Below are 24,755 nucleotides of genomic sequence, written 5' to 3' on the forward strand. Positions count from 1 at the left end.
GGGGCCCATTTGGGGGAGCTTATGCCTCTATATCAACGATCCGCCGCACGAGAGGAGAACGTCTCGTACGGCGGAATCGAAGAGTTTCGTCATCTGCGCGGCTGGGCGTCCAGGACCTGCTGCAGTGCCTCGAACTCCTCGACGCACTTGCCGGAACCGAGCGCCACGCTGTCCAGCGGGTCCTCGGCGATGTGGATCGGCATGCCGGTCTCCCGGCGCAGCCGCTCGTCGAGCCCGCGCAACAGGGCTCCGCCGCCGGTCAGAACGATTCCTCGGTCCATGATGTCGCCGGACAGCTCCGGCGGGCACTTGTCGAGGGTCGTCTTGACCGCGTCGACGATCGCGTTGACCGGCTCCTCGATCGCCTTGCGGACCTCGGCGGCCGAGATGACGACGGTCTTCGGCAGCCCGGACACCAGGTCCCGGCCGCGGACTTCGGTGTGCTCGTCGGCGTCGAGGTCGTACGCCGAACCGATCGTGATCTTGATCTGTTCGGCCGTGCGCTCACCCAGCAGAAGGCTGTACTCCTTCTTGATGTACTGGATGATCGCGTTGTCCAGCTCGTCGCCCGCGACCCGGATGGACTGGGCGGTGACGATGCCGCCGAGCGAGATGACCGCGACCTCCGTGGTGCCGCCGCCGATGTCCACCACCATGTTGCCCGTGGCCTCGTGGACCGGCAGGCCGGAGCCGATGGCGGCCGCCATGGGCTCCTCGATGATGTGCACCTGGCGCGCACCCGCCTGGGAGGACGCCTCGATCACCGCGCGGCGCTCGACGCCCGTGATGCCCGAGGGCACACAGACGACGACCCGCGGCCGGGCGAGATACCGCCGCTTGTGGATCTTCAGGATGAAGTAGCGGAGCATCCGCTCGGTGATCTCGAAGTCGGCGATCACGCCGTCCTTCAGCGGGCGGACGGCCACGATGTTGCCCGGCGTCCGGCCGATCATCTTCTTCGCTTCGGCACCGACCGCAAGAATCCCACCCGTGTTGGTGTTGATCGCGACGACGGACGGCTCGTTGAGTACGATCCCGCGACCCCTGACGTACACCAGCGTGTTGGCGGTCCCGAGGTCGACAGCCATGTCACGGCCGATGAACGACATTGAGTTCCCCATCCGGATTCATCTGGCCTTCCCGAACTTTTGAGGGCATATCAGGTCGGCGAGGCGGGTGCTGTGACGTGAAGGCCTCCATCGTAAACGCGCCTGCACGAACACTGCGCGAGGGTCTCCGCCATTGTCACCAGATGGCGGCCCGCCCCGCTTGTGGAGACGGTCCAACGGAGGCACGCGTTCCCCCGAACGGCAATGCATATGCCAAGGGACGGCCGGAAATGTACGGCCGTCCCTGGTCAGGCGCCACCGGACCGAGCTGACGCCCCCTCAGGAAATTTGATGAAAACTCTGCTCGCGGCCGACCACGCGGCTCAGGCGCGGCCCGGGAAGAAGATCTTCACCTCGCGCTCGGCGGACTCCTCGGAGTCGGAGGCGTGGATCAGGTTCTCGCGGACGATCACACCGAAGTCGCCGCGGATGGAGCCCGGCGCGGCCGCGATCGGGTCGGTCGGACCGGCGAGCGCGCGCACGCCCTCGATGACCCGCTCGCCCTCGACGATCAGCACGACGACCGGGCCGGAGGACATGAACTCGACCAGCGGCTCGTAGAACGGCTTGCCGACGTGCTCGGCGTAGTGCTGCTCCAGCGTGGCACGGTCCAGGGTGCGCAGCTCCAGCGCGGTGATCTGCCAGCCGGCCTTGCGCTCGATGCGGCTGATGATCTCGCCGGTCAGGCCGCGACGGACGGCGTCGGGCTTGAGCAGGACGAGGGTGCGCTGGCTCACGGGAGGACTCCTTCTGGCGGTCGTCTGCGGTGGTGGGACGAGGTTACAGGGCGTGCCGGGACACCCGTTACGCAGCGTCAGGTGTGGACGGGCCGGACTCCGCCTCGGCGGCGAATCTGGCCTTCGCCTCGTCCACCTTTCTGCCGAAATGCACCGACGCCCACCACAGCGCCGCGAACACCGCGCCCATGAAGTACATGGTCGGGACGAAGACGCCGGAGACGATCAGCGCGAGCTGCAGGGCCCAGCCGAGGGCCACCCCGCCGGGCCGGGTCACCATGCCGCACAGCAGCACACACAGCAACATGGCGATGCCGCTGACCAGCCACACCGTGGAGACCGACAGGTTCGGGTCCTTCATGGCGACGAGCCCGGCGAAGCCGATGACGAAGAACTCGCCGATCAGTGTCGATGCACAGAGCGTACGCATCTTCGACTCTCAGCCCTTCCCCAGCAGCAGCCGGGCCTCGCCGACGGTGATGACGGAACCGGTGACGAGCACACCGCCGCCCGCGAACTCGCCCTCCTCCTCGGCCAGCGTGATCGCGGCCTCCAGGGCGTCCGGCAGCCTCGGTTCGACCTGCACCCGCTCCTCGCCGAACACCTCGACGGCGAGCGCGGCCAGCTCGTCCGCGTCCATGGCCCGGTGGCTGGAGTTCTGCGTGACGACGACCTCGGCGAAGATCGGCTCGAAGGCCTCCAGCAGCCCCCGCACGTTCTTGTCGCCGCTCGCGCCGACCACGCCGATCAGCCGGCTGAAATCGAACGCCTCCTGCACCGCCTCGGCGGTCACCCGCGCGCCCGCCGGGTTGTGCGCGGCGTCCAGCACGATGGTCGGGGAGCGCCGTACGACCTCCATGCGGCCCGGCGAGGACACGGCCGCGAAGGCCTTGCGGACGGCGTCGGTGTCCAGCGGCTCGGCGCGCTGCGCGCCGACACCGAAGAACGCCTCGACGGCCGCGAGGGCCACGGCCGCGTTGTGCGCCTGGTGGGCGCCGTGCAGCGGGAGGTACACCTCGGGGTACTCGCCGCCGAGGCCGCGCAGGGTGAGCAGCTGCCCGCCGACGGCGACCTGCCGGGCGACGACCCCGAACTCCAGGCCCTCGCGGGCCACGGTGGCGTCCACCTCGACGGCCTTCTTCAGCAGCACCTGCGCCGCGTCGACGGGCTGCTGGGCCAGGATCACGGTCGCGTCCTGCTTGATGATCCCGCCCTTCTCGCCGGCGATCTCCGCGGGCGTCTCGCCGAGGCGGTCGGTGTGGTCCAGGTCGATCGGGGTGATCACGGCGACGTCACCGTCGATGACGTTGGTGGCGTCCCAGGAGCCGCCCATGCCGACCTCGACGACGGCGACGTCCACGGGGGCGTCCGCGAAGGCGGCGTACGCCATGCCGGTGAGGACCTCGAAGAAGGACAGCCGGTACTCCTGCGAGGAGTCGACCATCTCGACGTACGGCTTGATGTCCTGGTACGTCTCGATGAACCGCTCGGCGGAGATCGGGGCGCCGTCCAGGCTGATCCGCTCGGTGATCGACTGCACGTGGGGGCTCGTGTAGCGGCCGGTGCGCAGCTCGAAGGCGCCGAGCAGGGCCTCGATCATGCGGGCGGTGGAGGTCTTGCCGTTGGTGCCCGTGATGTGGATCGAGGGGTACGAGCGCTGCGGCTCGCCGAGCACGTCCATCAGCGCGGAGATGCGGCTGACCGAGGGCTCCAGCTTGGTCTCGCCCCAGCGGGTGGCCAGCTCGGCCTCGACCTCGCGCAGGGCCTTGTCGACCTCCGGGTCCTCGGGCCGCGCGGGTACGTCTGCGTACGCCTGCCCGCCCTGGGTGCGCAGGGTGCGGCTGCCCGCCTCGATCACGGCGAGATCGGGGTCGCGGGTGGTCTCGGCCTCGATGATCTCGTCGAAGCTGTCGAGGGGGTCGGGCTGGTCGGTGCCGTTCGGGTCGCTCACGGTGCCAGTCTACGGAGCGGCACTGACATAGGTGGGCGAAGGCCCCCGGAACTGTGCAGTTCCGGGGGCCTTCGTCGCCGTGCTACGCCTGCGGCAGCTTCTCCAGCTGGGCGGTGATGCGGGCGATGTCCTCGTCCGCCTTGGCCAAGCGGGTGCGGATCTTGTCCACCACGTGGTCCGGGGCCTTGGCCAGGAAGGCCTCGTTGCCGAGCTTGGCGTTCGCCTGGGCCTTCTCCTTCTCCGCGGCGGCCAGGTCCTTGGCGAGGCGCTTGCGCTCGGCGGCCACGTCGATCGTGCCGGAGAGGTCGAGCGCGACCTCGGCACCGGAGACCGGGAGGGTCGCCGTCGCCGTGAAGGAGTCGCCCTCCGGCTGCAGGCGCAGCAGCTGGCGGATGGCGGCCTCGTGCGGGGCGAGGGCCGTACCGTCGAGCGTCAGGCGGGCCGGGACGCGCTGGCCCGGCTGCAGGCCCTGGTCGGCGCGGAAGCGGCGGACCTCGGTGATGACCGACTGGAGGGTCTCGATCTCCCGCTCGGCGGATGCGTCACGGAAGCCACTGTCCTTCGGCCAGTCCGCGATGACGACCGACTCGCCGCCGGTGAGGGTCGTCCACAGGGTCTCCGTGACGAACGGGACCACCGGGTGCAGCAGCTTGAGGGTGACGTCGAGGACCTCGCCCAGGACGCGCTTGCTGACCTCGGCCGGCTCGCCGCCCGCCTGGAAGACCGTCTTGGACAGCTCGACGTACCAGTCGAAGACCTCGTCCCACGCGAAGTGGAAGAGGGCGTCCGACAGCTTGGCGAACTGGAAGTCCTCGTAGTGGGCGTCGACTTCGGCCACGACCGAGTTCAGGCGGGAGAGGATCCAGCGGTCGGTCGCCGACATCCTCGCCGGGTCCGGCAGCGGGCCCTCCACCGTGGCGCCGTTCATCAGGGCGAAACGGGTGGCGTTCCAGATCTTGTTGGCGAAGTTGCGGGAACCCTGGACCCAGTCCTCGCCGATCGGGACGTCGACACCGGGGTTCGCGCCACGGGCCAGGGTGAACCTGAGCGCGTCGCTGCCGTACTTGTCCATCCAGTCCAGCGGGTTGACCGCGTTACCGAAGGACTTCGACATCTTCTTGCCGAACTGGTCGCGGACCATGCCGTGCAGGGCGATGGTGTGGAACGGCGGGGTGCCGTCCATCGCGTACAGGCCGAACATCATCATCCGGGCGACCCAGAAGAAGAGGATGTCGTAGCCGGTGACCAGGACGGAGTTCGGGTAGAACTTCGCCAGCGACTCGGTCTGTTCGGGCCAGCCGAGGGTGGAGAACGGCCACAGGCCGGAGGAGAACCAGGTGTCGAGGACGTCGGTGTCCTGGTGCCAGCCCTCGCCGCTCGGCGGCTCCTCGTCCGGCCCGACGCAGACGACTTCACCCTCCGGGCCGTACCAGACGGGAATCCGGTGGCCCCACCACAACTGCCGCGAGATGCACCAGTCGTGGAGGTTGTCGACCCAGTCGAAGTACCGCTTCTCCATCTCCTGCGGATGGATCTTGACGCGGCCGTCCCGGACGGCGTCGCCGGCGGCCTTCGCCAGCGGGCCGACCTTGACCCACCACTGCATCGACAGGCGCGGCTCGATGGTGGTCTTGCAGCGCGAGCAGTGGCCGACGGAGTGGACGTACGGCCGCTTCTCGGCGACGATCCGGCCCTCGGCGCGCAGCGCGGCGACGATGGCGGAGCGGGCCTCGAGCCGGTCCAGGCCCTGGAAGGGGCCGTGGGCGGTGATGACGGCGTGCTCGTCCATGACCGTGATGGACGGCAGGCCGTGCCGCTGGCCGATCTCGAAGTCGTTCGGGTCGTGGGCCGGGGTGACCTTGACGGCGCCGGTGCCGAACTCGGGGTCGACGTGCGTGTCCGCGACGACCGGGATGGAACGGTCGGTCAGCGGGAGCTTGATGAGCTTGCCGACGAGGTGCTTGTACCGCTCGTCGTCGGGGTGGACGGCGACGGCGGTGTCGCCGAGCATCGTCTCGGCACGGGTGGTGGCGACGACGATGGTGTCGTCCCCCTCGCCGTACTTCATGGAGACGAGCTCGCCGTCGTCGTCCTGGTACTCGACCTCGATGTCGGAGATCGCGGTGAGGCACCGGGGGCACCAGTTGATGATGCGCTCGGCGCGGTAGATCAGCTCGTCGTCGTAGAGGCGCTTGAAGATGGTCTGGACGGCCTGGGACAGGCCCTCGTCCATGGTGAACCGCTCACGCGACCAGGCGACGCCGTCGCCGAGGCGCCGCATCTGGCCGCTGATCTGGCCGCCGGACTCGGCCTTCCACTGCCAGACGCGCTCGACGAACGCCTCACGCCCGAGGTCGTGCCGGGACTTTCCTTCCTTCCCCAGCTCGCGCTCGACGACGTTCTGCGTGGCGATGCCGGCGTGGTCCATGCCGGGCTGCCACAGCGTCTCGTAGCCCTGCATGCGCTTACGGCGGGTGAGGGCGTCGATGAGGGTGTGCTCGAAGGCATGCCCGAGGTGCAGGCTGCCCGTGACGTTCGGCGGCGGGATGACGATGGTGTACGGCGGCTTGTCGCTCTTCTCGTCCGCCTCGAAGTAACCGCGCTCTACCCAGCGCTCGTACAGCGGGCCCTCTACATCGGCCGGCGCGTACTGGGTCGGCAGTTCGGAGTCGGGCGCGGGTGGCTGCTGCTGAGCGTTCTCGGTCACGGGGGTCAGTTTAGAGGTGTTACGGGGTGGTCCCGAAACACGTTTGTTCTGTAACGGTGCGGCCCCCGGTGCCGCGCGCTTTCCGGGCCTGGGCCAGGATGTCAGGAACACATAAGCGTCCTAGGGGGAACCCAGAAATGAGCAACAACCAGCCGGGCCCGTACGGCCAGCCGCCCCAGCAGCCGGGTCCGTACGGCCAGCCGGGGCAGCCTGGCCCGTACGGCCAGCCGGGGCCCTACGGCCAGCCGGGCCCCTACGGCCAGCAGCCGCAGGCCCCGCAGCCCGGCTACGGCTACCCCCAGCAGGCGCCTCCGGCTCCGCCGCAGCCGGGGTACGGCTACCCGCAGCAGGGCATGCCGCAGCAGCCGCAGCCGTACGGCCAGCAGCCGCCCTACGGCCAGCAGCCCTACGGCATGCCGCAGCCGCCGGCTCCGGCGGGCAGCAAGAAGAAGACGGGCCTGATCATCGGCGCGGTGGCCGTGGTGGCGGCCGTGGCGGTGGGGGTGTATATCGCGGTCGGCGGGAGCGGCAGCGACATCGCGGACGACGGGCCGCACAAGCTCATCACGCCCAGCTCGGTGATCAACGGGACCTACACGAAGTCGGCCGGCTCGGGGTCCTCGAGTGACATGACCGCCTCCGACCGCTCGGACTTCGAGAAGTGGGGGGTGGACAACCCGAAGCAGGTGGACGCCACCTACGAGAGCGGGACGGGGCTGACCAAGAAGGGGCTCTCCTTCAAGGGCGTATACGGGACCATCGACCATCCCGAGGTGGTGGTCGACGCCATGTTCGCCAAGGCCAAGACGGGTTCGGAGAAGGACCAGAGCGACTCCGACTTCAAGGGCAAGCTGATCGGCAGCCCCGAGACGGTCCACCCGGCGGGCTTCTCCCACGGCATCATGAAGTGCCAGGTGGCCCAGCTCGACACCGCCGGCTCGGCGGAATCGGGCCTGCCGAAGACCGTGAAGATGCCGGTGTGCATCTGGGGTGACCACAGCACGGTCGCCCTGGTGTCGGCGTACAGCGTGGCCTCCCTGGCGTCGGGCGAGGGCGGCGCGATCAACGACACGGCGGACTTGGCGGCCAAGCTGCGCAACGACGTGCGGGTCAAGGCCTGACGGCTCCAGGACGCGGCGAAGGGCCCCGGTCGGTCGACCGGGGCCCCTCTTTCATGTCTGGCGGGCTTACGCCGACTTCTGCTCCCCCGAACCCCGCCCCCGCGAATCCCGAGGAATCAGCGTCGGGTTGACGTTGGAGAGGACCACGTCGGCCGTGATGACCACGCGGGCGACGTCCTTGCGGGACGGGACCTCGTACATGACGCCCTGGAGGACTTCCTCCATGATGGCGCGCAGGCCACGGGCGCCGGTCTGGCGGAGGATGGCCTGGTCGGCGATGGCCTCCAGGGCCTCGCGCTCGAAGTCCAGCTCCACGCCGTCGAGTTCGAAGAGCCGCTGGTACTGCTTGACCAGGGCGTTGCGGGGTTCCACCAGGATCTTGAGGAGCGCCTCGCGGTCGAGGTTGTGGACCGAGGTGATGACCGGGAGGCGGCCGATGAACTCCGGGATCATGCCGAACTTGACCAGGTCCTCCGGCATGACGTCCTCGAAGACGTCCTTGGCCTCCAGCTCGCGCTTGGACAGGATCGTCGCGCCGAAGCCGATGCCCTTCGCGCCCGCGCGGGCCTCGATGATCTTCTCCAGGCCGGCGAAGGCGCCGCCCACGATGAACAGGACGTTCGTCGTGTCGATCTGGATGAACTCCTGGTGGGGGTGCTTGCGGCCGCCCTGGGGCGGGACGGAGGCCGTGGTGCCCTCGAGGATCTTCAGCAACGCCTGCTGGACGCCCTCGCCCGAGACGTCACGGGTGATCGAGGGGTTCTCGCTCTTCCTCGCCACCTTGTCGATCTCATCGATGTAGATGATCCCGGTTTCGGCCTTCTTGACGTCGTAGTCCGCCGCCTGGATCAGCTTCAGGAGGATGTTCTCCACGTCCTCGCCGACGTAGCCGGCCTCCGTGAGCGCCGTGGCGTCGGCGATCGCGAACGGCACGTTCAGCATGCGCGCCAGGGTCTGCGCGAGGAGGGTCTTGCCGGAGCCCGTGGGGCCCAGCAGGAGGATGTTGGACTTCGCCAGCTCGATGGCGTCGTCACGGCCGCCCGGGCCGCCGTTCTCGCCCGCCTGGACCCGCTTGTAGTGGTTGTACACCGCGACGGAGAGGGCCTTCTTCGCCGCCTCCTGGCCGACCACATAGCCCTCGAGGAACTCGTAGATCTCGCGGGGCTTGGGCAGCTCCTCCCAGCGCACCTCGCTGGTCTCCGCGAGCTCCTCCTCGATGATCTCGTTGCAGAGATCGATGCACTCGTCGCAGATGTACACACCGGGCCCTGCGATGAGCTTCTTGACCTGCTTCTGGCTCTTGCCGCAGAACGAGCACTTGAGCAGATCGCCGCCGTCACCGATGCGTGCCACGGTGTGCTTCCCCTTCGCCTGGGAGACGCCCGGACGCTTTCGAGTCCAGCGGCTCCTGGTGCTGCCTTATGTCGACGGTACCTTGCCGGGCCCCGTGTTCGGGCCCCCCTTGGCAGGGTTCACTTTGACGCGGACCCTGCCAAGAAGGGCCCAGAGTATGCCGTTCCGCCTCAGCGGACGGCGGCGTTGTTCAGCTTGCGGGTGGAGATGATCTGGTCGACGAGGCCGTACTGCAGCGCCTCCTCGGCCGTGAGGATCTTGTCGCGCTCGATGTCCTCGCGGATCTTCTCGATCGGCTGGTTCGAGTGCTTGGCCAGCATGTCCTCCAGCTGCTCACGCATCCGGGTGAACTCGTTGGCGATGATCTCCAGGTCGGAGAGCTGACCGCGGCCGGTGGAGCCCGCCGGCTGGTGGATCAGCACGCGCGAGTTCGGCAGGGCCATGCGCTTGCCGGGCGTACCCGCGGCGAGCAGGATGGCCGCCGCGGAGGCCGCCTGGCCCATGCAGACCGTCTGGATGTCGGGCTTCACGAACTGCATCGTGTCGTAGATCGCCGTCAGGGCGGTCATGTCGCCACCGGGGCTGTTGATGTAGATCGAGATGTCCCGGTCCGGGTCCATCGACTCCAGGCACAGCAGCTGCGCCATGACGTCGTTGGCGGAGGCGTCGTCGATCTGGACGCCCAGGAAGATCACGCGCTCCTCGAAGAGCTTCGCGTACGGGTCGTACTCGCGGATGCCCTGGGAGGTGCGCTCGACGAAGCGCGGGATGACGTAGCGGCTGTCGGGGCGGGGCCCTTCGTACATGCCGCTGGCGGCGCCGGGGAAGTTGCTCATGGGGTGTTCACCGTCCTGGTGGCGTTCTGGGGGCTGGGGTCGTGGCGGTGCTTGGCGTGGCCGGGCCGGTCAGGCACCGGTGCCGCCGCCTCCCGGAACACCCGAGGCGTGCGTGATGATCTCGTCAATGAGACCGTACTCCTTGGCCTCTTCCGGGGTGAACCAGCGGTCGCGGTCGCCGTCGCGGACGATCGTCTCGACGGACTGGCCGGAGTGCAGCGCGGTCAGCTCGGACATGGTCTTCTTCGTGCGCAGCAGGTACTGGGCCTGGATCTTGATGTCCGAGACCGTACCGCCCAGGCCCGCGGAGCCCTGGTGCATCATGATGTCGGTGTGCGGCAGGGCGAAGCGCTTGCCGGCGGTGCCGCCGGTGAGCAGGAACTGGCCCATCGAGGCCGCCATGCCCATGCCGATCGTGACCACGTCGTTCGGGATGTACTGCATGGTGTCGTAGATCGCCATGCCGGCCGTCACCGAGCCGCCGGGGCTGTTGATGTAGAGGTAGATGTCCTTGTCCGGATCGGCGGCGAGGAGCAGCAGCTGTGCGGTGATCTTGTTGGCGATGTCGTCGTCAACCTGCTGGCCGAGGAAGATGATCCGCTCGCCGAGCAGCCGGTTGTAGACCTGGTCGCCGAGGCCACCACCGATGGAAGGCTCGCCGGCGGCGGAGGGCATCAGATTCGTCACGTATCCACCTGCTCGTCTTGCGACGGCGCCGGGCCGTCTCATTGTTCTGCCTTTCATGGACCCTAACGCGAGGGTCCCTTCGGGGAATCCCGGAGATGGTGGTGTTCGCCGGGGGCGTAGCGGCTCCGCCGGGGGCCGGGTGCGGATCGTGGGTGGTGGGGCGGTTGTCGTCGGGCCGCGGGTACGCGGGGGCTTGTCGCGCAGTTCCCCGCGCCCCCTTGAGCCGGCACGCGCCCCCGGTACGGCAAACGGGCCCCGGGGAAAGTCCCCAGGGCCCGCTGTACGTGCCTCACAGGCGCCGTAGGGCCGGTCAGCCCTCGGCGTTCTCCTCGGAGGTCTCCGACGCCTCGGCGGCCTCGACGGCGGCCTCGGTCTCCTCCTCGTCGTCCAGGTCGACGATCTCGCCGTTGGTGTCCTTCACCGTGGCGGCCTCGACCACGACGGCCAGGGCCTTGCCTCGGGCGACCTCGCCGACCAGGAGCGGCACCTGGCCGCCCTCGACGACGGCCTGGGCGAACTGGTCGGGGGACATGCCGGAGGAGGCGGCGCGCCGCATGAGGTGCTCGGTGAGCTCCTCCTGGTTGACGTTGAGCTGCTCCTTCTTGACCAGCTCGTCCAGGACGAACTGGGTCTTGATGCCCTTGACCGCGGCCTCGCGGGTCTCGGTGTCGAACTCCTCGGCGGTCTTGCCCTGGATCTCCAGGTACTTGTCGAGGGTCAGACCCATCTGGCCGAGCTGGTGGTGCTCCAGGTTGTGCTTGCGGGTGTTGATCTCGTCCTCGAGCAGCTTCTCGGGGACCGGGACCTCGACCAGCTCGAGGAGCTTCTCCAGGACGCGCTCCTGGGCCTGGGTGGCCTGGTCGAACTGCTTCATGTTCGCGAGGCGCTTGCGGCTGTCGGCCTTGAGCTCGTCCAGGGTGTCGAACTCGGAGGCGAGCTGCGCGAACTCGTCGTCCAGCTCGGGCAGTTCACGGGCGGCGACCTGGGTCACCTTGACGACGACCTCGGCCTCCTTGCCAGCGGCCGAGCCGCCCTTCAGCTCGGAGGTGAAGGTGGCCTCCTCACCGGCGGACAGGCCCTTGACGGCGTCGTCGATGCCGTCGAGCAGCTCGCCGGAGCCGATGGTGTACGAGACGCCGTTGGCGATGCCGTCCTCGAGGACCTCGCCGTCGACCTTGGCCTGCAGGTCGATGGTGACGACGTCGCCGTCCTCGGCGGCGCGCTCGACCGGCGAGGTGGAGGCGAAGCGCTCGCGCAGCTGCTCGACCGACTTCTCGACGTCCTCGTCGGTGACCTCGACGGCGTCGACCTCGACCTCGATGCCGGAGTAGTCCGGGATCTCCAGGGCCGGGCGGATGTCGACCTCGGCGGTGAAGTTCAGCGTCTCGCCGTCCTTCAGCTCGGTGATGTCGACCTCGGGCTGGCCCAGCGGGCTGAGCTCGGCCTCGTTGACCGCCTCGGTGTAGAACTTCGGAAGCGCGTCGTTGACGGCCTCCTCCAGCACGGCGCCACGACCGAACCGCTGGTCGATGACCCGGGCGGGGATCTTGCCCTTGCGGAAGCCCTTCACCGTGACCTGCTGGTTGATCTTCTTGTACGCCGCGTCGAGGCTGTCCTTGAGCTCCTCGAAGGGCACCTCGACAGTGAGCCGAACCCGGGTCGGGTTCAGGGTCTCCACGGCGCTCTTCACGGTTCGGTCTCCTTGTGGCTGACTTCTTGGATTCTGCCGGAGCCAGACTGGTCCGGCGGATTCGCCGCCCGGAGGAGTTCGTAGGCCGAGTGGGCCGGGACACACGGGCGCGCAGCTTGCATAGTAACCGCAGCCGGTCAGCGCCCCAAAAGGCGATCATCACGACGTCGTGAGCAGGTGCGTGAGCAGGGTGGTCGGGGTGGCGGGATTTGAACCCACGGCCTTCCGCTCCCAAAGCGGACGCGCTACCAAGCTGCGCCACACCCCGTCTGGTGCGACACGTAGGGTACATGCCCTGGCCGGTTACGTCGGCCGCATTCTCCGAGGCGGTACGCACGGGGGCTCCGGCGTGGGGGCGCGAGGGATCGCGTGCGGCGCGCACGGGGGCTTCCGGGATCAACTCGTTGGCCTCGGCGGCGGGCGACCCGCTACGATGCCTCCAGTGCCGCGGCCACCGACCTGCGGCGCACTGTTGCGGGCGTAGCTCAATGGTAGAGCCCTAGTCTTCCAAACTAGCTACGCGGGTTCGATTCCCGTCGCCCGCTCCGATCGGTCGCCATGACCAGCCCAGGGGCCCGGTTCCGCTTCGGCGGGGCCGGGCCCCTGGCGTGTTCAGAGGCCCGGCCGGGCCTGCTGCATCGGCCGCAGCTACGGCCGCGCTCGGCGCCTGCCACAGGCCTGGCGGGCGTCGGCGAGGGTGAAGCGGGTGGCCAGGATGCGGTCGCCCGTGCAGATCAGGGACGTGCCGGTGGCGGCGCGGCGGTTGAAGGAGCCGCCCGGGTCGGCGCCGGAGGGCCCTTTGCCTGGGCATGTCAGGCCCGTCGGCCAGCCGGGAAGTCGGGCGCCGGGAGCGTCGCCACGCCCGGCAATCGCGGTGACGGGCAGGGGCCGCCGGTACGGCAGGCGCTGCGGCCGTCGTGACGGCGGCGGGCCGCCACCGGTGCCGGTGCCGTCGTACCGCCTCCGTGGGGGCGGGATCGGTCTCCGGCGGGTCCCGGGCCGGGAGCCGCCGGAGCTCAGGACGTACAGGAGCCCGTCGGGGGGCTCGGGTCCAGGCCAGGGTCGCCGTCTCCCAGGCGCTCACGCCGTCGAGGGGGCCGCACAGGGTGGCCGCAGGGAGGTGAACCGCTCGGGGGACATGAAGGGCCGGGTGCTCCCCCGCCAGCGGCTCCGCTCGAGCGGGCGGTACCGCCCTCCCGGATGGTCTGGGTACGGCCCGCCTCGGGCGGCCATGACATTGGCCGGATTCAGGCCCGTGGACACTTCTGCGCCGTGGAGGTCGCGCAGGGCCTTGAGGGCCGGTGGCGGGTTCGCGCAGCCGGTCCCGGGGCAGCGGGCGGCCGTGGCGACGACGGGGATCCCGGCCCCCGGCTCGAGCGATGCCCGGAGCCGAGAGCCGAGAGCCGAGAGCCGAGAGCCGAGGGGAGGGTGCCGACATCCTCGGCCGGGGCTGTCGGGCCTGGCCGTCCAGGGGCGCGAGGCGTCGGCGTCCGCGCCACCGCGGGGCCGTCAGGGCACCGCCGGCCCGGCTCCGCCACGGGGGCCGTCACGGCGCTGCAGGGGCCTGGCGGGCGGTGGTGGCCGGCCTTCGCCCGTTCCGGGTCCGGTCGCCGGCTCGCGGTCGAGGGCGTCCACGGCCGGTACGCCGACGACGACCAGGTCCGCATCCGGTTCAGACGCGTCCTCGATGCGGTAGCCGCCGCTCGCGGTAGCCGCCAATCGCAGCCGGGTCCGGGGCGCGCGGCGCCATCGCCGTACGCCCCCGCTGTGTGGAGTTGTTCGACTCTGAACTTGTTCAGTGCGTCCCGGCTCGGGCCCGCCCCGGTCAGAACTTGATCGAGCTGATCGAGTCCGCTATCGAGTTCAGGAAGCGGTCGATGGACGGGGCCATGCCGGTCGAGGCGAGGAAGAAACCGAAGAGGACCGCGACGATCGCGGGGCCCGCCTTGATGTTCCCCCCTCTCAGGAGCACTACAAGGATGATCGCCAACAGCAGCACCACAGACAGTGAAATGGCCACAACTGATCACACCCTCGGTCGGTCCGCTCTCCCGGCCCGGAGGTACGGCCCGCGCACCCCCGCCAGAACCATCGTGCCACCAACACTGCCGCCTCATGCGGCCCGTGACACAACGTCGGGCACCGAACCCGGCGCGGGCGACCCGCCGCACGGGAATTCGACAGGCACCCGCACGTGACTCCCCTGAGAATTGAGCGACTTCGTTTCTCCCTGCACACATCTCGTGCGCATCTAATTCGAATTGATGGTGAATTGATGACGCCGAGGCGCAGTATGCCCCATTTAGTCGGGATGAATCTGGACATCCAGGGTGAACTGACGACCCGTGGTGGGATATCGGCGGCTATCCGAAGGCGTTAACCAGGAATGATTGCCGGGGTTTTACGAAATCCCGCAGACGACGCTAGGGTGCCTGAGATGTTTGACGCCGCCTCGTCCCCCGGCCAGAACCGCAGGCCGCTCCCCCCGGCACAGTCGCCGGCGGGCGCAGTGCCCGGCCCGCGTACCCCGTCGAGTGCGCGGAAGGGGCCGGCGAAGGCGGACAGATCCGGCGAACAGCGCGACGGCCGGCAGCGCGACGCGTTCTTCGACAACGCCAAGTACCTGGCGATCGTGCTCGTGGCGGTGGGGCACTCATGGGAGCCGCTGAAGAGCGACAGCCGCGTCCTCCAGGGCGTGTACGACGTCGTGTACACCTTCCACATGCCGGCCTTCGTCCTCATCTCGGGCTACTTCTCCCGCAACTTCGACCTGAGCCCGGTCCGGCTCAAGCGGCTGATCACCGGCGTCGCCGTGCCGTACGTCGTCTTCGAGACGGCCTACTCGCTCTTCGAGCGCTACTTCAACCACAACCCCGGTCAGGACATCAGCCTCGTCTACCCCTTCTACCTGACCTGGTTCCTGTGCGCGCTGTTCGTCTGGCGGCTGACCACGCCGATCTGGAAGCTGGTGCGGTGGCCGGTGCCGCTCGCCCTCGTCGTCGCCATGCTGGCGACCGTCGCCTCGCACATCGGCGACGTCCTGAACATGCAGCGCCTCCTGCAGTTCCTGCCGTACTTCGTGCTCGGCGTGTCCCTGAAACCCGAGCACTTCCGGCTGGTGCGCCGCCGCTCGGTGCGGATCCTGTCGGTGCCGGTGTTCGCGACCGCGCTGCTCGTCGGCTGGTGGGCGGCGCCCCGGATGAACGCCGCGTGGTTCTACCGCCGTGACTCGGCGCCGGGGCTGGGCGCGCCCTGGTGGACCGGCCCGGTCATGACGCTGGTCATGTTCGGCTGCGCGGTGCTGCTGACCGCCTGCTTCCTGTCCTGGGTACCGGGCCGGAACACCTGGTTCACGGCGATCGGCTCGGGCACGCTCTACGGCTACCTGCTGCACGGCTTCCTGAGGAAGGCCGGCGAGTACAACGGCTGGTTCGACCACGCCTGGCTGCACACCCCGCTCGGCGAGATCTTCGTGACCGTCCTCGCGGCCACCGTGGTCACCGTGCTGTGCACCAAGCCCGTGCAGCGCGTCTTCCGGTTCGCGATGGAGCCGAAGATGGAGTGGGCGTTCAGGCAGGACCCGGTCGAACTCGCCCGGGAACGGCAGCGGAGGGATCACGAGCGCGCGAAGGTCAGCCTGTAGGGCCCGGCTCCGGCAGACCGAGGAGGGCGCGCATCCGGGCGTACTTGGCGGTCAGCCGTCTCCGGGTCGGCTCGTCCAGTACCGCCAGCCGCTCCGGGTCGGCGTTGTGCGCCAGGTCGGCCTCCTTCACCAGCCGCGCGCCGTCCGTGGCGAGGATCCGCCGCGCGTACGCCTCCGGCTCCTCCCCGGGCCGCTTGGTGAGGGCGTCCACGATGGCCTTGGTACGGGCGCTCAGGGCCGCCTCTTCGAGCCACTGAGGGGTGAGCGCGTCGTCCTCGACGGCGTCGTGCAGCCAGGCCGCCGCGATCTGTTCCGCGTCCCCCCCCCGGGCGCGCACACCGGCGGCGACGGCGGCGAGATGCTCGGCGTACGGCCGTCCCGCCTTGTCGGTCTGGCCCTCGTGGGCGGTGCGGGCGACGGCCTCGACCTCGGCGAGCGTGAGCTGTGTCATCGGCCCAGTGTGCCGTGGCGCCGAGGCCGCCGGGAACGCCGGGTGAGCGGGGCAGCGAGCCGCCGGCCTGGCGACCCGGCTGGTCCACAGCGAGTGAACGGCTGGGCGGGTCAGCCGATCAGCGGCGCCGGCCGGCGGCAGATCAGGAGCAGCGCCCGGTCGTCGTTGACGTCCTTCGCGACCGCCTCGATGAGGTGCCAGGCGGCGCCGTGGAAGCCGCCGGCGACATAGCGGTCGGCCTCGCCGGTGAGCCGGTCGATGCCCTCGACGATGTCGCGGTCGGAGGTTTCCACCAAACCGTCCGTGAACAGCATCAACACGTCACCGGGGCGCAGCGAGCCCTTCACGGGGTCGAACTGGGCGCCGTCGTACACACCGAGGAGCGGCCCCTCGGCCGTCTTCTCCTCCCAGCGTCCGCTGCCCGCGCTCAGCTGCAGCCCCGGCGGATGCCCGGCGGAGTACAGCTCGTAGTCGCCGGAGTCGAGGTCCAGGACGAGATGGATGGAGGTGGCGAAGCCCTCGTCCCAGTCCTGGCGCAGGAGGTAGCCGTTCGCGGCGGGCAGGAAGGCGTGCGGGGGAAGGGAGCCCAGGAGGCCCCCGAAGGCCCCCGACAGCAGCAGGGCGCGCGATCCGGCGTCCATGCCCTTGCCGGACACGTCCGTGAGCACGACCTCCAGGGTGCGGCCGCCGTTCGTGCGGGCCGCGACGACGAAATCCCCGGAGAAGGACTGACCGCCGGCCGGCCGCAGTGCCATCTCGTGGTGCCAGCCCTGCGGCAGCTTCGGCAGCTTGCTCTGCACCCGGATCCGCTCGCGCAGGTCGAACAGCATGGTGCCGCCGCGCCGCCAGGGCACGCCGACCCGGCTGCGGAACTGGGCCGTGAGCAGGCCGAAGAAACCGCACGCGGCCACCACCAGCACCACACCGGGGGTGACCCGCGAGGGCCCCTCGGTGTACGGCCCGAGCCGCACCGACTCCACGATCAGCGCGGTGGCCGCCGCCGCGTACAGGCCGAGCAGGCTCGCCGGGCGCAGCAGCAGGCCGCCGGCGATGATCGGCAGCACCAGGGTGGCCGGGGAGCACCACACCGAGTCGCCCAGGGTCATGCCCATGAGGACGGGGATGGCGAGCAGCAGTCCGGCGAACGCGATCCAGTCTGAGCCGTCGCCGCGGAAGTAGTCCACGGCGCTTCTGCGCAGGCCGGTGCGGGCCCGGTGCCACAGCATCTTCAACCGGGCCGTGAACGTCTCGGCCTTCGCGCGCCGCTCTCGTCCTGCTGCCATTAGTTCGGGACCCTATCCATCGGACCGGCTGCTTGGCACGGGAGGTCCCACTTGTCCCCCGTGCGGGGCCCGACTTCGCGCTTCGTCGTCGGTTCGTCCTCACAGTGAACGGCACGCGAGGCCGTCGCGCCGCCGTCCGGGAGAAATTCGCTGGCTCGTCCCGCAGGGCCCTGGTAGGCATGGCGCATGGGGACTGACCGGGGAACCGAGCTGAGGGTGCTGCGCGAGTCCGACTGGGACCGGTGGTACGACGTGCTGTACCGCGCCTTCGGCGCCCAGGCGGTACCGCCCGAGGAACGCGAACTGGACAAGTCCCTCACCGAGTTCGACCGTTCCCTGGCCGCATGGGACGGGGACAGGATCGTCGGTACGACGGGGGCGTTCAGCTTCCGGATGACCGTGCCGGGCGGGGCCGCGCTCCCGGTGGCCGGGGTGACCATGGTGAGCGTGGCGGCCACCCACCGGCGGCGCGGGGTGCTGACCTCGATGATGCGCCGGCAGCTGGACGACGTACGGGCGCTGGGCGAGCCGCTCGCGGTACTCACCGCGTCCGAGCCCGCGATCTACGGCCGCTTCGGGTACGGCGCCGCCACCTTCCGTACGGCAGCCGAGATCGACACGAGCCGGGTGACGCTGTCCCTGCCGCCCGGCGTGGAGGACGTACGGCTGCGCTACGCGGCGCCCGCCGACGTCCTGGACGCCTGCGAGGCGGTCTACGCGGCGCTGGTGCCCCTGCGGCCCGGGATGCTGGCCAGGCGGCCCGGCTGGGAGCAAGCCGGTCTCCTCGACCCCGAGAGCCGGCGGGACGGGGCGTCGGCGCTGCAGTGCGTGGTGGCCGAACGGGACGGCGAGGTGACGGGGTACGTCCGCTTCAGCACCAAGATCGGCTGGGGCGAGAGCGGGCACGACGGCACGGTGTGCCTGAAGGACCTGGCCGCGCTCGATCCCGTCACCGAGGCGGCGCTGTGGCGGTTCCTGTTCGGCATCGACCTGATGACGACGCTGTCGGTGGGGTCCCGCCCGGTCGACGACGCCTGGCGCTACCTGGTCTCGGACACCCGGCGCTGCCGGCCGCGCCTGAAGGACGACGCGTACGTCCGTCTCGTCGACGTCGGTGCGGCGCTGTCGGCGCGCACGTATCCGGCGCCGGTCGATGTCGTGCTGGAGGTGGAGGACGTCTTCTGCCCGTGGAACGCGGGGCGTTGGCGGCTGACGGGCGACGCCAAGGGCGCGTCCTGCGAGCGTACGTCCGACGCCGCCGACCTCTCGCTGTCCGTAAGGGAGCTGGGCGCGTCCTATCTCGGCGGTGTGACGCTGCTGTCGCTCGCGGCCGCCGGGCGGGTGCGGGAGCTGCGGCCGGGGGCGCTGACGGAGGCGTCGGTGGCGTTCGGCTCACCGGTGGCCCCGTGGCTGCCGCACGGCTTCTAGAGACGCCACCCCCACCACGACGTACGGCACGGTGAAGGACGCCTTCACCGTGCCGTACGTCGTTGTGGCCGAGGAGGAGGCCGGTCAGCCCACGGACACCTTGTCGGCCGGGGCCTCGACGGCGGGGGCCGGGCGGCCCGCCGTGACCTTCTGCTTCACCAGGGAGATGATCACCACGACGGCCGCGACCGCCACCGACAGCAGCACGGTCGTACGGCCGCTGCTCTCGCCCTTGGTGTCGGTCAGCATGTAGCCGAGGACGCCGATGATGAAGATGGCCGTCGCCCAGGTCAGGTACGGGTACAGCCACATCCTGACGACGAGCTTCTCCGGCGCCTCCCGCTGGATGATCCTGCGCATGCGCAGCTGCGAGAAGCAGATGACCAGCCACACGAACAGGGCCACCGCGCCACTGGAGTTGACCAGGAAGAGGAAGACGGTGTCCGGGTAGGCGTAGTTGAAGAAGACCGCCACGAAACCGAAGACGACCGAGGCCAGGATCGCCGCCATCGGCACACCGCGCGAGGTGGTGCGGGCGAACGCCTTCGGGGCGTCACCGCGCTGGCCGAGCGAGAAGGCCATGCGGGAGGCCGTGTACAGGCCGGAGTTGAGGCAGGACAGCACCGAGGTCAGGATGATGACGTTCATGATCTGACCGGCGTTGGGGATGCCGAGCGAGTTCAGCGCGGCGACGTAGGAGCCCTGCTTGGCAATGGACGGGTCGTTCCACGGCAGCAGCGAGACCACGACCAGGATCGAGCCCAGGTAGAAGACGCCGATACGCCAGATGATGCTGTTGGTGGACTTGGTGACCGCGCGCTGCGGGTCCTCCGACTCACCGGCCGCGAGCGTCGCGATCTCGCTGCCCATGAAGGAGAAGACGACCAGCAGCACACCGGTGAGGATGGTGCCGGGACCGTGCGGCAGGAAGCCGCCGTGGTTCGTCAGGTTGCCGAAGGACGCCTTGTCGGCGTGCACCCCCGGCAGCACGCCGAAGATGGCCAGCAGACCGACGCCGATGAACGCGCCGATCGCCACGACCTTGATGCCGGCGAACCAGAACTCGAACTCGCCGTAGGAGCCGACGGAGACCAGGTTGGTCGCGGTCAGCACGGTCATCACGATGAGGGCCCAGCCCCACTGCGGCACGCCCGGGACCCAGCCCGCGAGGATCTTGGCGCCGGCGGTGGCCTCGACGGCCAGCACGACGACCCAGAAGAACCAGTAGAGCCAGCCGATGGAGAACCCGGCCCAGCGGCCGAGGGCACGGTCGGCGTGCGCGGAGAAGGAGCCGGAGGTGGGGTTGGCGGCGGACATCTCGCCGAGCATCCGCATCACGAGGACGACGAGGGTGCCGACGAGCGCGTACGAAAGGAGGATGCCCGGTCCCGCGGTGGCGATACCGGAGCTGGAACCGACGAAGAGGCCGGCTCCGATCACACCACCGATCGCGATCATCGTCAGGTGGCGGTTCTTGAGTCCTGCTTGAAGGCCCGAACCAGGGGTCATGGACGGATTTCCTTTACGCCAGGCGGAGCATGTCGTACGAGCGGTGTACGAGTCGGTCCAGTGAATCCGAGGCGAACGGATTCGGGAACCTCTGAATCCGTATCGTTACTTGAGGTTCCCTTGAGGTTCTATGGTCCTGCTCACATTTTGGAAGGCCTGACGGGGTGTTCCCGGACACCCGGCGGGGGGCCGCCACCCGGGGCTGCTGCCCGCCATGGGGCGTGTCACACTCATGGCATGCGCGTGTATCTCGGCTCCGACCATGCTGGCTACGAACTGAAGAACCACCTCGTCGAGTGGCTCAAGGCGGCGGGTCACGAGCCCGTCGACTGCGGGCCGCACATCTACGACGCCCAGGACGACTACCCGCCCTTCTGCCTCCGGGCGGCCGAGCGCACGGCGGCGGACGCCGACGCCCTCGGCATCGTGATCGGCGGCTCCGGCAACGGGGAGCAGATCGCCGCGAACAAGGTGAAGGGCGTGCGGGCGGCGCTGGCCTGGAGCGAGGAGACGGCGGCGCTCGGCCGGCAGCACAACAACGCCAACGTGGTGGCGGTGGGTGCGCGCATGCACAGCACGGAGGAGGCGACGAAGTTCGTCGAGGTCTTCCTCAACACGCCGTTCTCCGGTGACGAGCGTCACATCCGGCGGATCGACATGCTGTCGTCGTACGAGACGACGGGCGACCTCCCGCCGGTCCCGGCCCACCACCCGCAGAGCTAGGGGCCCCCGGGGGCTCCGCCCCCGACCCCCATATGCCCGCCTGGGTCAGTCGGTCGTCGGCCCACCGAGCCGGGTGGGCGGAAGGAAGGACACCCCCGCCTTGCCGGAAGGGCACACCATTCATCGGCTGGCCCAGGACTACGCCGAGCGGTTCCTCGAGAGCGCCCCGCGTGTCACCAGCCCCCAGGGCAAGTTCTCCGACGCCGCGGCCCTGCTGGACCGGGCCGAACTGACGGCCACCGAAGCCCACGGCAAGCACCTCTTCCTCCGCTTCCGCGACACCGACTGGGTCCACATCCACCTCGGCCTGTTCGGCAAGGTCACCTTCGGCGGGGCCCCCGCACCCCCGCCGACCGACACCGTCCGGCTCCGGCTCGCGAACGACACGGCGTACGTCGACCTCCGCGGCCCCACCACTTGCGCGCTGATCACCGACAGCGAGAAGCGGGCCGTACACGACCGCCTCGGTCCCGACCCGCTCCGCGAGGACGCCGACCCGGACGCGGCGTACCGCAGGATCTCCCGCAGCCGTACGACGATCGCCGCGCTCCTGATGGACCAGAAGATCGTCGCCGGCGTCGGCAACGTCTACCGTGCCGAGGTCCTGTTCCGGCACGGCGTCGACCCGTACCGGCCGGGGCAGGACATCACCCCGGCCGAGTGGGACGCCCTCTGGGCGGACCTCGTGGCGCTGATGCGCGAAGGGGTGCGGAACAACAGGATCGACACGGTGCGGTCCGAGCACACCCCGGAGGCCATGGGCCGGCCGCCCCGCGTGGACGACCACGGCGGCGAGGTGTACGTCTACCGCCGCGCCACCCTGCCCTGCCACGTCTGCGGCGACGAGGTCCGCACCGCCGGCCTCGCCAACCGCAACCTCTTCTGGTGCCCCACCTGCCAGAAACCGTGAAAGGAGGGCGGGCTGCCCGTCACGTCCGGGCGGCACGCCCGCCCTGCCGCCGCGGAGATCCTCGGACGGTCCCTCAACTTCGCCTCCGAAGACGCGAAAGAGGCTCGCCCGGGTCAAGGAGGCTCTACGCCCCGGGGAACCTCTTCCGCAGGAAACACGGCGTCAGCGCACGGCGTGCTAGCGCTTGTTCGCGAACTTCCAGGCGGTGGGCAGCGCGCCCATCGCCAGGGCGGCCTTGAGGGCGTCGCCGATCAGGAACGGGGTGAGCCCGAGCGCGACGGCCTGGGAGAGGGACATGTGGCCGGCGACGGCCAGGTAGGGCACGCCGACGGCGTAGATGACCGCCTCGCCCAGGAGCATCGTGCCGGCCATGCGCAGCGGCGAGCGGTCGGCGCCGCGCCGGGCCAGGGCGCCGACGGCCGCCGAGGCGAGGAGCATGCCGAGGATGTAGCCGAAGGAGACCGAGGCCGCGCCGGAGGAGCCGTCCGCGAACCACGGCACGCCCGCGACACCGGCGAGCGCGTACAGGGCGAGGGAGAGGAAGCCGCGGCGGGCGCCGAGCGCGGTGCCGACGAGCAGCGCGGCGAAGGTCTGGCCGGTCACCGGCACCGGGGTGCCGGGCACCGGGATCGCCACCTGGGCCGCGAGGCCGGTGAGCACGGCGCCGCCTGCGACGAGGGCCGCGTCGCGGACGCGGGAGGCAGGCAGCAGGTCGGCGAGGACTGCGCCGGGGCGAGCGGTGGCGGTGGCGGTGCTCATGGGGACTCCGCGGGTGAGTGGGCAGGTGGGAACACCGTGACGCTACAACGCGCCGCCCGCGCCGATCACCGTCTCCGGTCGACAAAGGCTTGAGCGGCGCGTTGGTGGGCTTCGCACAAATAGTGTGCGCTACACCGGATTCGACGTGATACCGGTCACTGAGGTGGAGTGGCCTGCGGTACCTCGGCATCTGACGACCCCTCTGTAGGGTCCCGCCAAAGCCCCGCGGGGGACCGTCTCGCCCGTCGGTCGCCGTCTGGGCAGCGCGGGGGCGTTTTGCTAGCTTCGACCGCATGGTTGCCCAGGCCCGGTACTTCACCTCGCGTCGCTATGTCGACCTGCGACGCCAGGGCACGGCCACCTGTCGCCGCCCGGGGTAGGGGCGGGCCCTGCGGCACGCCTCGCCCTGCCGAGACGTGTCGGCCCCGTTTCCCGAGGACGGTTCCCATGCCCCGTACCGCGGCATCCACCCTTGTCTCGCCCGTTCCACGCGCCGCCGACAGCGACCGGCGGCGCACCAGCGCCAGTGTCGTACTGCGGTCCGTGCTGGAGCACGGGCCGGTGGCGCGCAGCACCGTCGCCCGGCTGACGGGGCTGTCGCCCGCGTCGGTCACGGAGCACTGTGCCCGGCTCACCGAGCTCGGCCTGATCCGCGAGTCCGCCGTGCCCCGCCGCTCGAACGGCGTCGGCCGGCCGCATGTCCCCGTCGACCTGGACGACACGGGGTTCCTGGTCGGCGCGGTGCACGTGGCCGTGCCGTACACGACGGTGGCCCTGCTGGACCTGCGCGGCCGGGTGGTGGCGCGGCGTGAGCTGAAGCATGAACGGACCGATCCCGGCTGGGTGCTGGGCCGGGCCGCCGAGGGCCTCGCGGGGCTGCTCGCCGGGGTGCCGGGCCGCCGGCCGCTGGGGGTCGGGGTGGCGGTCGGCGGCTGGGTGGACCGGGAGACCGGCACCGTGGTCGAGCACGAGCTGCTGGGCTGGCGCGAGGTGCCGGTGCGGGAGCTGCTCGGCGCCCGCACCGGCCTGCCGGTCCATGTGGACGGCCACGCACGGGCGTTGCTGCACGGCGAGCGGCTGTTCGGGCGGGCCCGGGGCAGCCGGAGCGTGCTGCATCTGTTCGTGGGCAATGTGGTCGACGCGGCCTTCGCCACCAACGACGAGGTGCACCACGGGCCGCGCTCGGCGGCCGGGGCGATCGCGCATCTGCCGGTGCCGGGCGGCACCGAGCCGTGCCCGTGCGGCCGTAGCGGCTGCCTGCAGGCGGAGCTGAGCGAGCGGACGCTCAGCCGGCGGGCCCGCGCGGCCGGGGTGATCGGCTCGGCCAATCCGATGCACGTGGTGGCCGCAGCGGCGGCCGGCGACGAGGTGGCCCGGCGGCTGCTGGTCGAGCGGTCCCGGGCGACCGGGCGGGCGGCCGGGCTGCTGCTGGATGTGCTCAACCCGGAGACGGTCGTCGTCACCGAGGTCGGTGTCCTCCACTTCGAGGAGTGCCTGGGCGCGCTGCGGGAGGCGGCCGGAAATCGCCGTACCGCGGCTGTACTCCCGACGAGTTTCCCGGATTCCGTACTGTCGGTGGCGGGCGGTTCCGTGGTGCTCGACGTGCTGTTCCGGGATCCGCTGGGTACGTCACCTGAGGGTATTTAATTCAGAAACTCGGAATGTTGACAGGAGTCGCTCATGGCCAGGAACATGCTGGTCATGAGCCACCTCACGAGCTGTCGCACCGTCTGTTGCTGACATATTGCCGCGCATGAAGCGCGTGTTTCCCGCTGCGTGAGTCTGCGTGAGTTCTCTTCCTCCGGCTCGTCTTTCCCGGATTTCTTCCCGCCTTTCCAGCCCTTTTCTCCCGGGAGTC

General features: G+C 70.0%; 20 protein-coding genes and 2 tRNA genes. 7 read left to right on the forward strand and 15 right to left on the reverse strand.

From position 1 onward, the window contains the following. Nucleotides 1–89: 89 nt before the first annotated feature. From LMU33_RS35070 to LMU33_RS35090, 5 genes are all read right to left on the reverse strand, one after another. Nucleotides 90–1,109, reverse strand: coding sequence for a rod shape-determining protein (locus LMU33_RS35070; RefSeq protein ID WP_031158632.1), 1,020 nt, complete (start codon nucleotides 1,107–1,109; stop codon nucleotides 90–92). Between the two features lie 323 nt (nucleotides 1,110–1,432). Beyond that, on the reverse strand, nucleotides 1,433–1,846 hold the full coding sequence (gene ndk / locus LMU33_RS35075) for a nucleoside-diphosphate kinase (RefSeq protein ID WP_228625078.1): 414 nt from the start codon (nucleotides 1,844–1,846) through the stop codon (nucleotides 1,433–1,435). Nucleotides 1,847–1,913: 67 nt separating this feature from the next. Beyond that, nucleotides 1,914–2,276 (reverse strand): DUF4233 domain-containing protein, encoded by a 363-nt coding sequence (locus tag LMU33_RS35080; protein ID WP_228625080.1) that lies wholly within the window; start codon nucleotides 2,274–2,276, stop codon nucleotides 1,914–1,916. A 9-nt stretch (nucleotides 2,277–2,285) separates the two neighbouring features. Beyond that, a complete protein-coding gene (gene folC / locus LMU33_RS35085) occupies nucleotides 2,286–3,797 on the reverse strand; it encodes a bifunctional tetrahydrofolate synthase/dihydrofolate synthase (protein WP_228625082.1) in 1,512 nt (503 codons plus the stop codon). Nucleotides 3,798–3,879: 82 nt separating this feature from the next. Beyond that, nucleotides 3,880–6,504 (reverse strand): valine--tRNA ligase, encoded by a 2,625-nt coding sequence (locus LMU33_RS35090; RefSeq protein WP_228625084.1) that lies wholly within the window; start codon nucleotides 6,502–6,504, stop codon nucleotides 3,880–3,882. Between the two features lie 137 nt (nucleotides 6,505–6,641). On the opposite strand from LMU33_RS35090, the gene LMU33_RS35095 reads away from it, so the two are divergent. Next, the gene (locus LMU33_RS35095; protein WP_228625086.1) at nucleotides 6,642–7,625 is read left to right on the forward strand and encodes a hypothetical protein; all 984 of its coding nucleotides are present in this window, start codon (nucleotides 6,642–6,644) and stop codon (nucleotides 7,623–7,625) included. A gap of 66 nt (nucleotides 7,626–7,691) precedes the next feature. On the opposite strand, the gene clpX is transcribed toward LMU33_RS35095, so the two are convergent. The 5 genes from clpX to LMU33_RS35120 form a co-directional block, all read right to left on the reverse strand. Continuing rightward, the gene (clpX, locus tag LMU33_RS35100) at nucleotides 7,692–8,978 is read right to left on the reverse strand and encodes an ATP-dependent Clp protease ATP-binding subunit ClpX (protein WP_228625088.1); all 1,287 of its coding nucleotides are present in this window, start codon (nucleotides 8,976–8,978) and stop codon (nucleotides 7,692–7,694) included. Between the two features lie 170 nt (nucleotides 8,979–9,148). Beyond that, nucleotides 9,149–9,814 (reverse strand): ATP-dependent Clp protease proteolytic subunit, encoded by a 666-nt coding sequence (locus LMU33_RS35105; RefSeq protein WP_228625090.1) that lies wholly within the window; start codon nucleotides 9,812–9,814, stop codon nucleotides 9,149–9,151. A 69-nt stretch (nucleotides 9,815–9,883) separates the two neighbouring features. Next, entirely contained in the window at nucleotides 9,884–10,489 is a 606-nt protein-coding gene (locus tag LMU33_RS35110) for an ATP-dependent Clp protease proteolytic subunit (protein WP_228625250.1), read from the reverse strand. Between the two features lie 322 nt (nucleotides 10,490–10,811). Further along, complete coding sequence (gene tig / locus LMU33_RS35115; protein WP_228625092.1) at nucleotides 10,812–12,191, reverse strand: trigger factor; 1,380 nt, start codon at nucleotides 12,189–12,191, stop codon at nucleotides 10,812–10,814. Between the two features lie 191 nt (nucleotides 12,192–12,382). Then, nucleotides 12,383–12,459 (reverse strand) — tRNA-Pro (locus LMU33_RS35120). A gap of 206 nt (nucleotides 12,460–12,665) precedes the next feature. Between LMU33_RS35120 and LMU33_RS35125 the strand changes: the two genes are divergently transcribed. Then, nucleotides 12,666–12,736 (forward strand) — tRNA-Gly (locus LMU33_RS35125). A gap of 1,280 nt (nucleotides 12,737–14,016) precedes the next feature. On the opposite strand, the gene LMU33_RS35130 is transcribed toward LMU33_RS35125, so the two are convergent. Continuing rightward, nucleotides 14,017–14,211 carry a hypothetical protein gene (locus tag LMU33_RS35130; RefSeq protein ID WP_055703542.1) on the reverse strand — a complete coding sequence of 65 codons (195 nt, stop codon included), beginning with the start codon at nucleotides 14,209–14,211 and terminating at the stop codon, nucleotides 14,017–14,019. Between the two features lie 489 nt (nucleotides 14,212–14,700). On the opposite strand from LMU33_RS35130, the gene LMU33_RS35135 reads away from it, so the two are divergent. After that, entirely contained in the window at nucleotides 14,701–15,834 is a 1,134-nt protein-coding gene (locus LMU33_RS35135) for an acyltransferase family protein (RefSeq protein ID WP_372478120.1), read from the forward strand. Here the strand turns inward: LMU33_RS35135 and LMU33_RS35140 are convergent. Both LMU33_RS35140 and LMU33_RS35145 read right to left on the reverse strand, forming a co-directional pair. After that, the gene (locus LMU33_RS35140) at nucleotides 15,824–16,285 is read right to left on the reverse strand and encodes an HD domain-containing protein (protein WP_228625096.1); all 462 of its coding nucleotides are present in this window, start codon (nucleotides 16,283–16,285) and stop codon (nucleotides 15,824–15,826) included. The two genes, LMU33_RS35135 and LMU33_RS35140, sit on opposite strands and share 11 nt — an antisense overlap. Before the next feature lie 110 nt (nucleotides 16,286–16,395). After that, on the reverse strand, nucleotides 16,396–17,568 hold the full coding sequence (locus LMU33_RS35145) for a PP2C family protein-serine/threonine phosphatase (RefSeq protein ID WP_228625098.1): 1,173 nt from the start codon (nucleotides 17,566–17,568) through the stop codon (nucleotides 16,396–16,398). A gap of 186 nt (nucleotides 17,569–17,754) precedes the next feature. Between LMU33_RS35145 and LMU33_RS35150 the strand changes: the two genes are divergently transcribed. Then, complete coding sequence (locus LMU33_RS35150) at nucleotides 17,755–18,996, forward strand: GNAT family N-acetyltransferase (protein ID WP_228625100.1); 1,242 nt, start codon at nucleotides 17,755–17,757, stop codon at nucleotides 18,994–18,996. Between the two features lie 84 nt (nucleotides 18,997–19,080). Here the strand turns inward: LMU33_RS35150 and LMU33_RS35155 are convergent, their stop codons facing one another. Beyond that, on the reverse strand, nucleotides 19,081–20,505 hold the full coding sequence (locus LMU33_RS35155) for an amino acid permease (RefSeq protein ID WP_228625102.1): 1,425 nt from the start codon (nucleotides 20,503–20,505) through the stop codon (nucleotides 19,081–19,083). A 237-nt stretch (nucleotides 20,506–20,742) separates the two neighbouring features. On the opposite strand from LMU33_RS35155, the gene LMU33_RS35160 reads away from it, so the two are divergent. Further along, the gene (locus tag LMU33_RS35160) at nucleotides 20,743–21,228 is read left to right on the forward strand and encodes a ribose-5-phosphate isomerase (protein WP_228625103.1); all 486 of its coding nucleotides are present in this window, start codon (nucleotides 20,743–20,745) and stop codon (nucleotides 21,226–21,228) included. 100 nt (nucleotides 21,229–21,328) lie between these two features. Then, nucleotides 21,329–22,138 carry an Fpg/Nei family DNA glycosylase gene (locus tag LMU33_RS35165; protein ID WP_228625105.1) on the forward strand — a complete coding sequence of 270 codons (810 nt, stop codon included), beginning with the start codon at nucleotides 21,329–21,331 and terminating at the stop codon, nucleotides 22,136–22,138. A 177-nt stretch (nucleotides 22,139–22,315) separates the two neighbouring features. On the opposite strand, the gene LMU33_RS35170 is transcribed toward LMU33_RS35165, so the two are convergent. Next, a complete protein-coding gene (locus LMU33_RS35170) occupies nucleotides 22,316–22,897 on the reverse strand; it encodes a biotin transporter BioY (protein ID WP_228625107.1) in 582 nt (193 codons plus the stop codon). 447 nt (nucleotides 22,898–23,344) lie between these two features. On the opposite strand from LMU33_RS35170, the gene LMU33_RS35175 reads away from it, so the two are divergent. Continuing rightward, complete coding sequence (locus LMU33_RS35175; RefSeq protein ID WP_228625109.1) at nucleotides 23,345–24,544, forward strand: ROK family transcriptional regulator; 1,200 nt, start codon at nucleotides 23,345–23,347, stop codon at nucleotides 24,542–24,544. Nucleotides 24,545–24,755 lie beyond the last annotated feature (211 nt).

The sequence above is a fragment of the Streptomyces barringtoniae genome, from assembly GCF_020819595.1.
Classification (GTDB): domain Bacteria; phylum Actinomycetota; class Actinomycetes; order Streptomycetales; family Streptomycetaceae; genus Streptomyces; species Streptomyces barringtoniae.

Coding starts and splice junctions, on each gene's coding strand:
- LMU33_RS35070 (WP_031158632.1), bottom strand. CDS start 1,109: ATGTCGTTCATCGGCCGTGACATGGCTGTCGACCTCGGGACCGCCAAC.
- LMU33_RS35080 (WP_228625080.1), bottom strand. CDS start 2,276: ATGCGTACGCTCTGTGCATCGACACTGATCGGCGAGTTCTTCGTCATC.
- LMU33_RS35095 (WP_228625086.1), top strand. CDS start 6,642: ATGAGCAACAACCAGCCGGGCCCGTACGGCCAGCCGCCCCAGCAGCCG.
- LMU33_RS35105 (WP_228625090.1), bottom strand. CDS start 9,814: ATGAGCAACTTCCCCGGCGCCGCCAGCGGCATGTACGAAGGGCCCCGC.
- LMU33_RS35110 (WP_228625250.1), bottom strand. CDS start 10,489: ATGCCCTCCGCCGCCGGCGAGCCTTCCATCGGTGGTGGCCTCGGCGAC.
- LMU33_RS35140 (WP_228625096.1), bottom strand. CDS start 16,285: ATGACACAGCTCACGCTCGCCGAGGTCGAGGCCGTCGCCCGCACCGCC.
- LMU33_RS35145 (WP_228625098.1), bottom strand. CDS start 17,568: ATGGCAGCAGGACGAGAGCGGCGCGCGAAGGCCGAGACGTTCACGGCC.
- LMU33_RS35150 (WP_228625100.1), top strand. CDS start 17,755: ATGGGGACTGACCGGGGAACCGAGCTGAGGGTGCTGCGCGAGTCCGAC.
- LMU33_RS35155 (WP_228625102.1), bottom strand. CDS start 20,505: ATGACCCCTGGTTCGGGCCTTCAAGCAGGACTCAAGAACCGCCACCTG.
- LMU33_RS35160 (WP_228625103.1), top strand. CDS start 20,743: ATGCGCGTGTATCTCGGCTCCGACCATGCTGGCTACGAACTGAAGAAC.
- LMU33_RS35170 (WP_228625107.1), bottom strand. CDS start 22,897: ATGAGCACCGCCACCGCCACCGCTCGCCCCGGCGCAGTCCTCGCCGAC.
- LMU33_RS35175 (WP_228625109.1), top strand. CDS start 23,345: ATGCCCCGTACCGCGGCATCCACCCTTGTCTCGCCCGTTCCACGCGCC.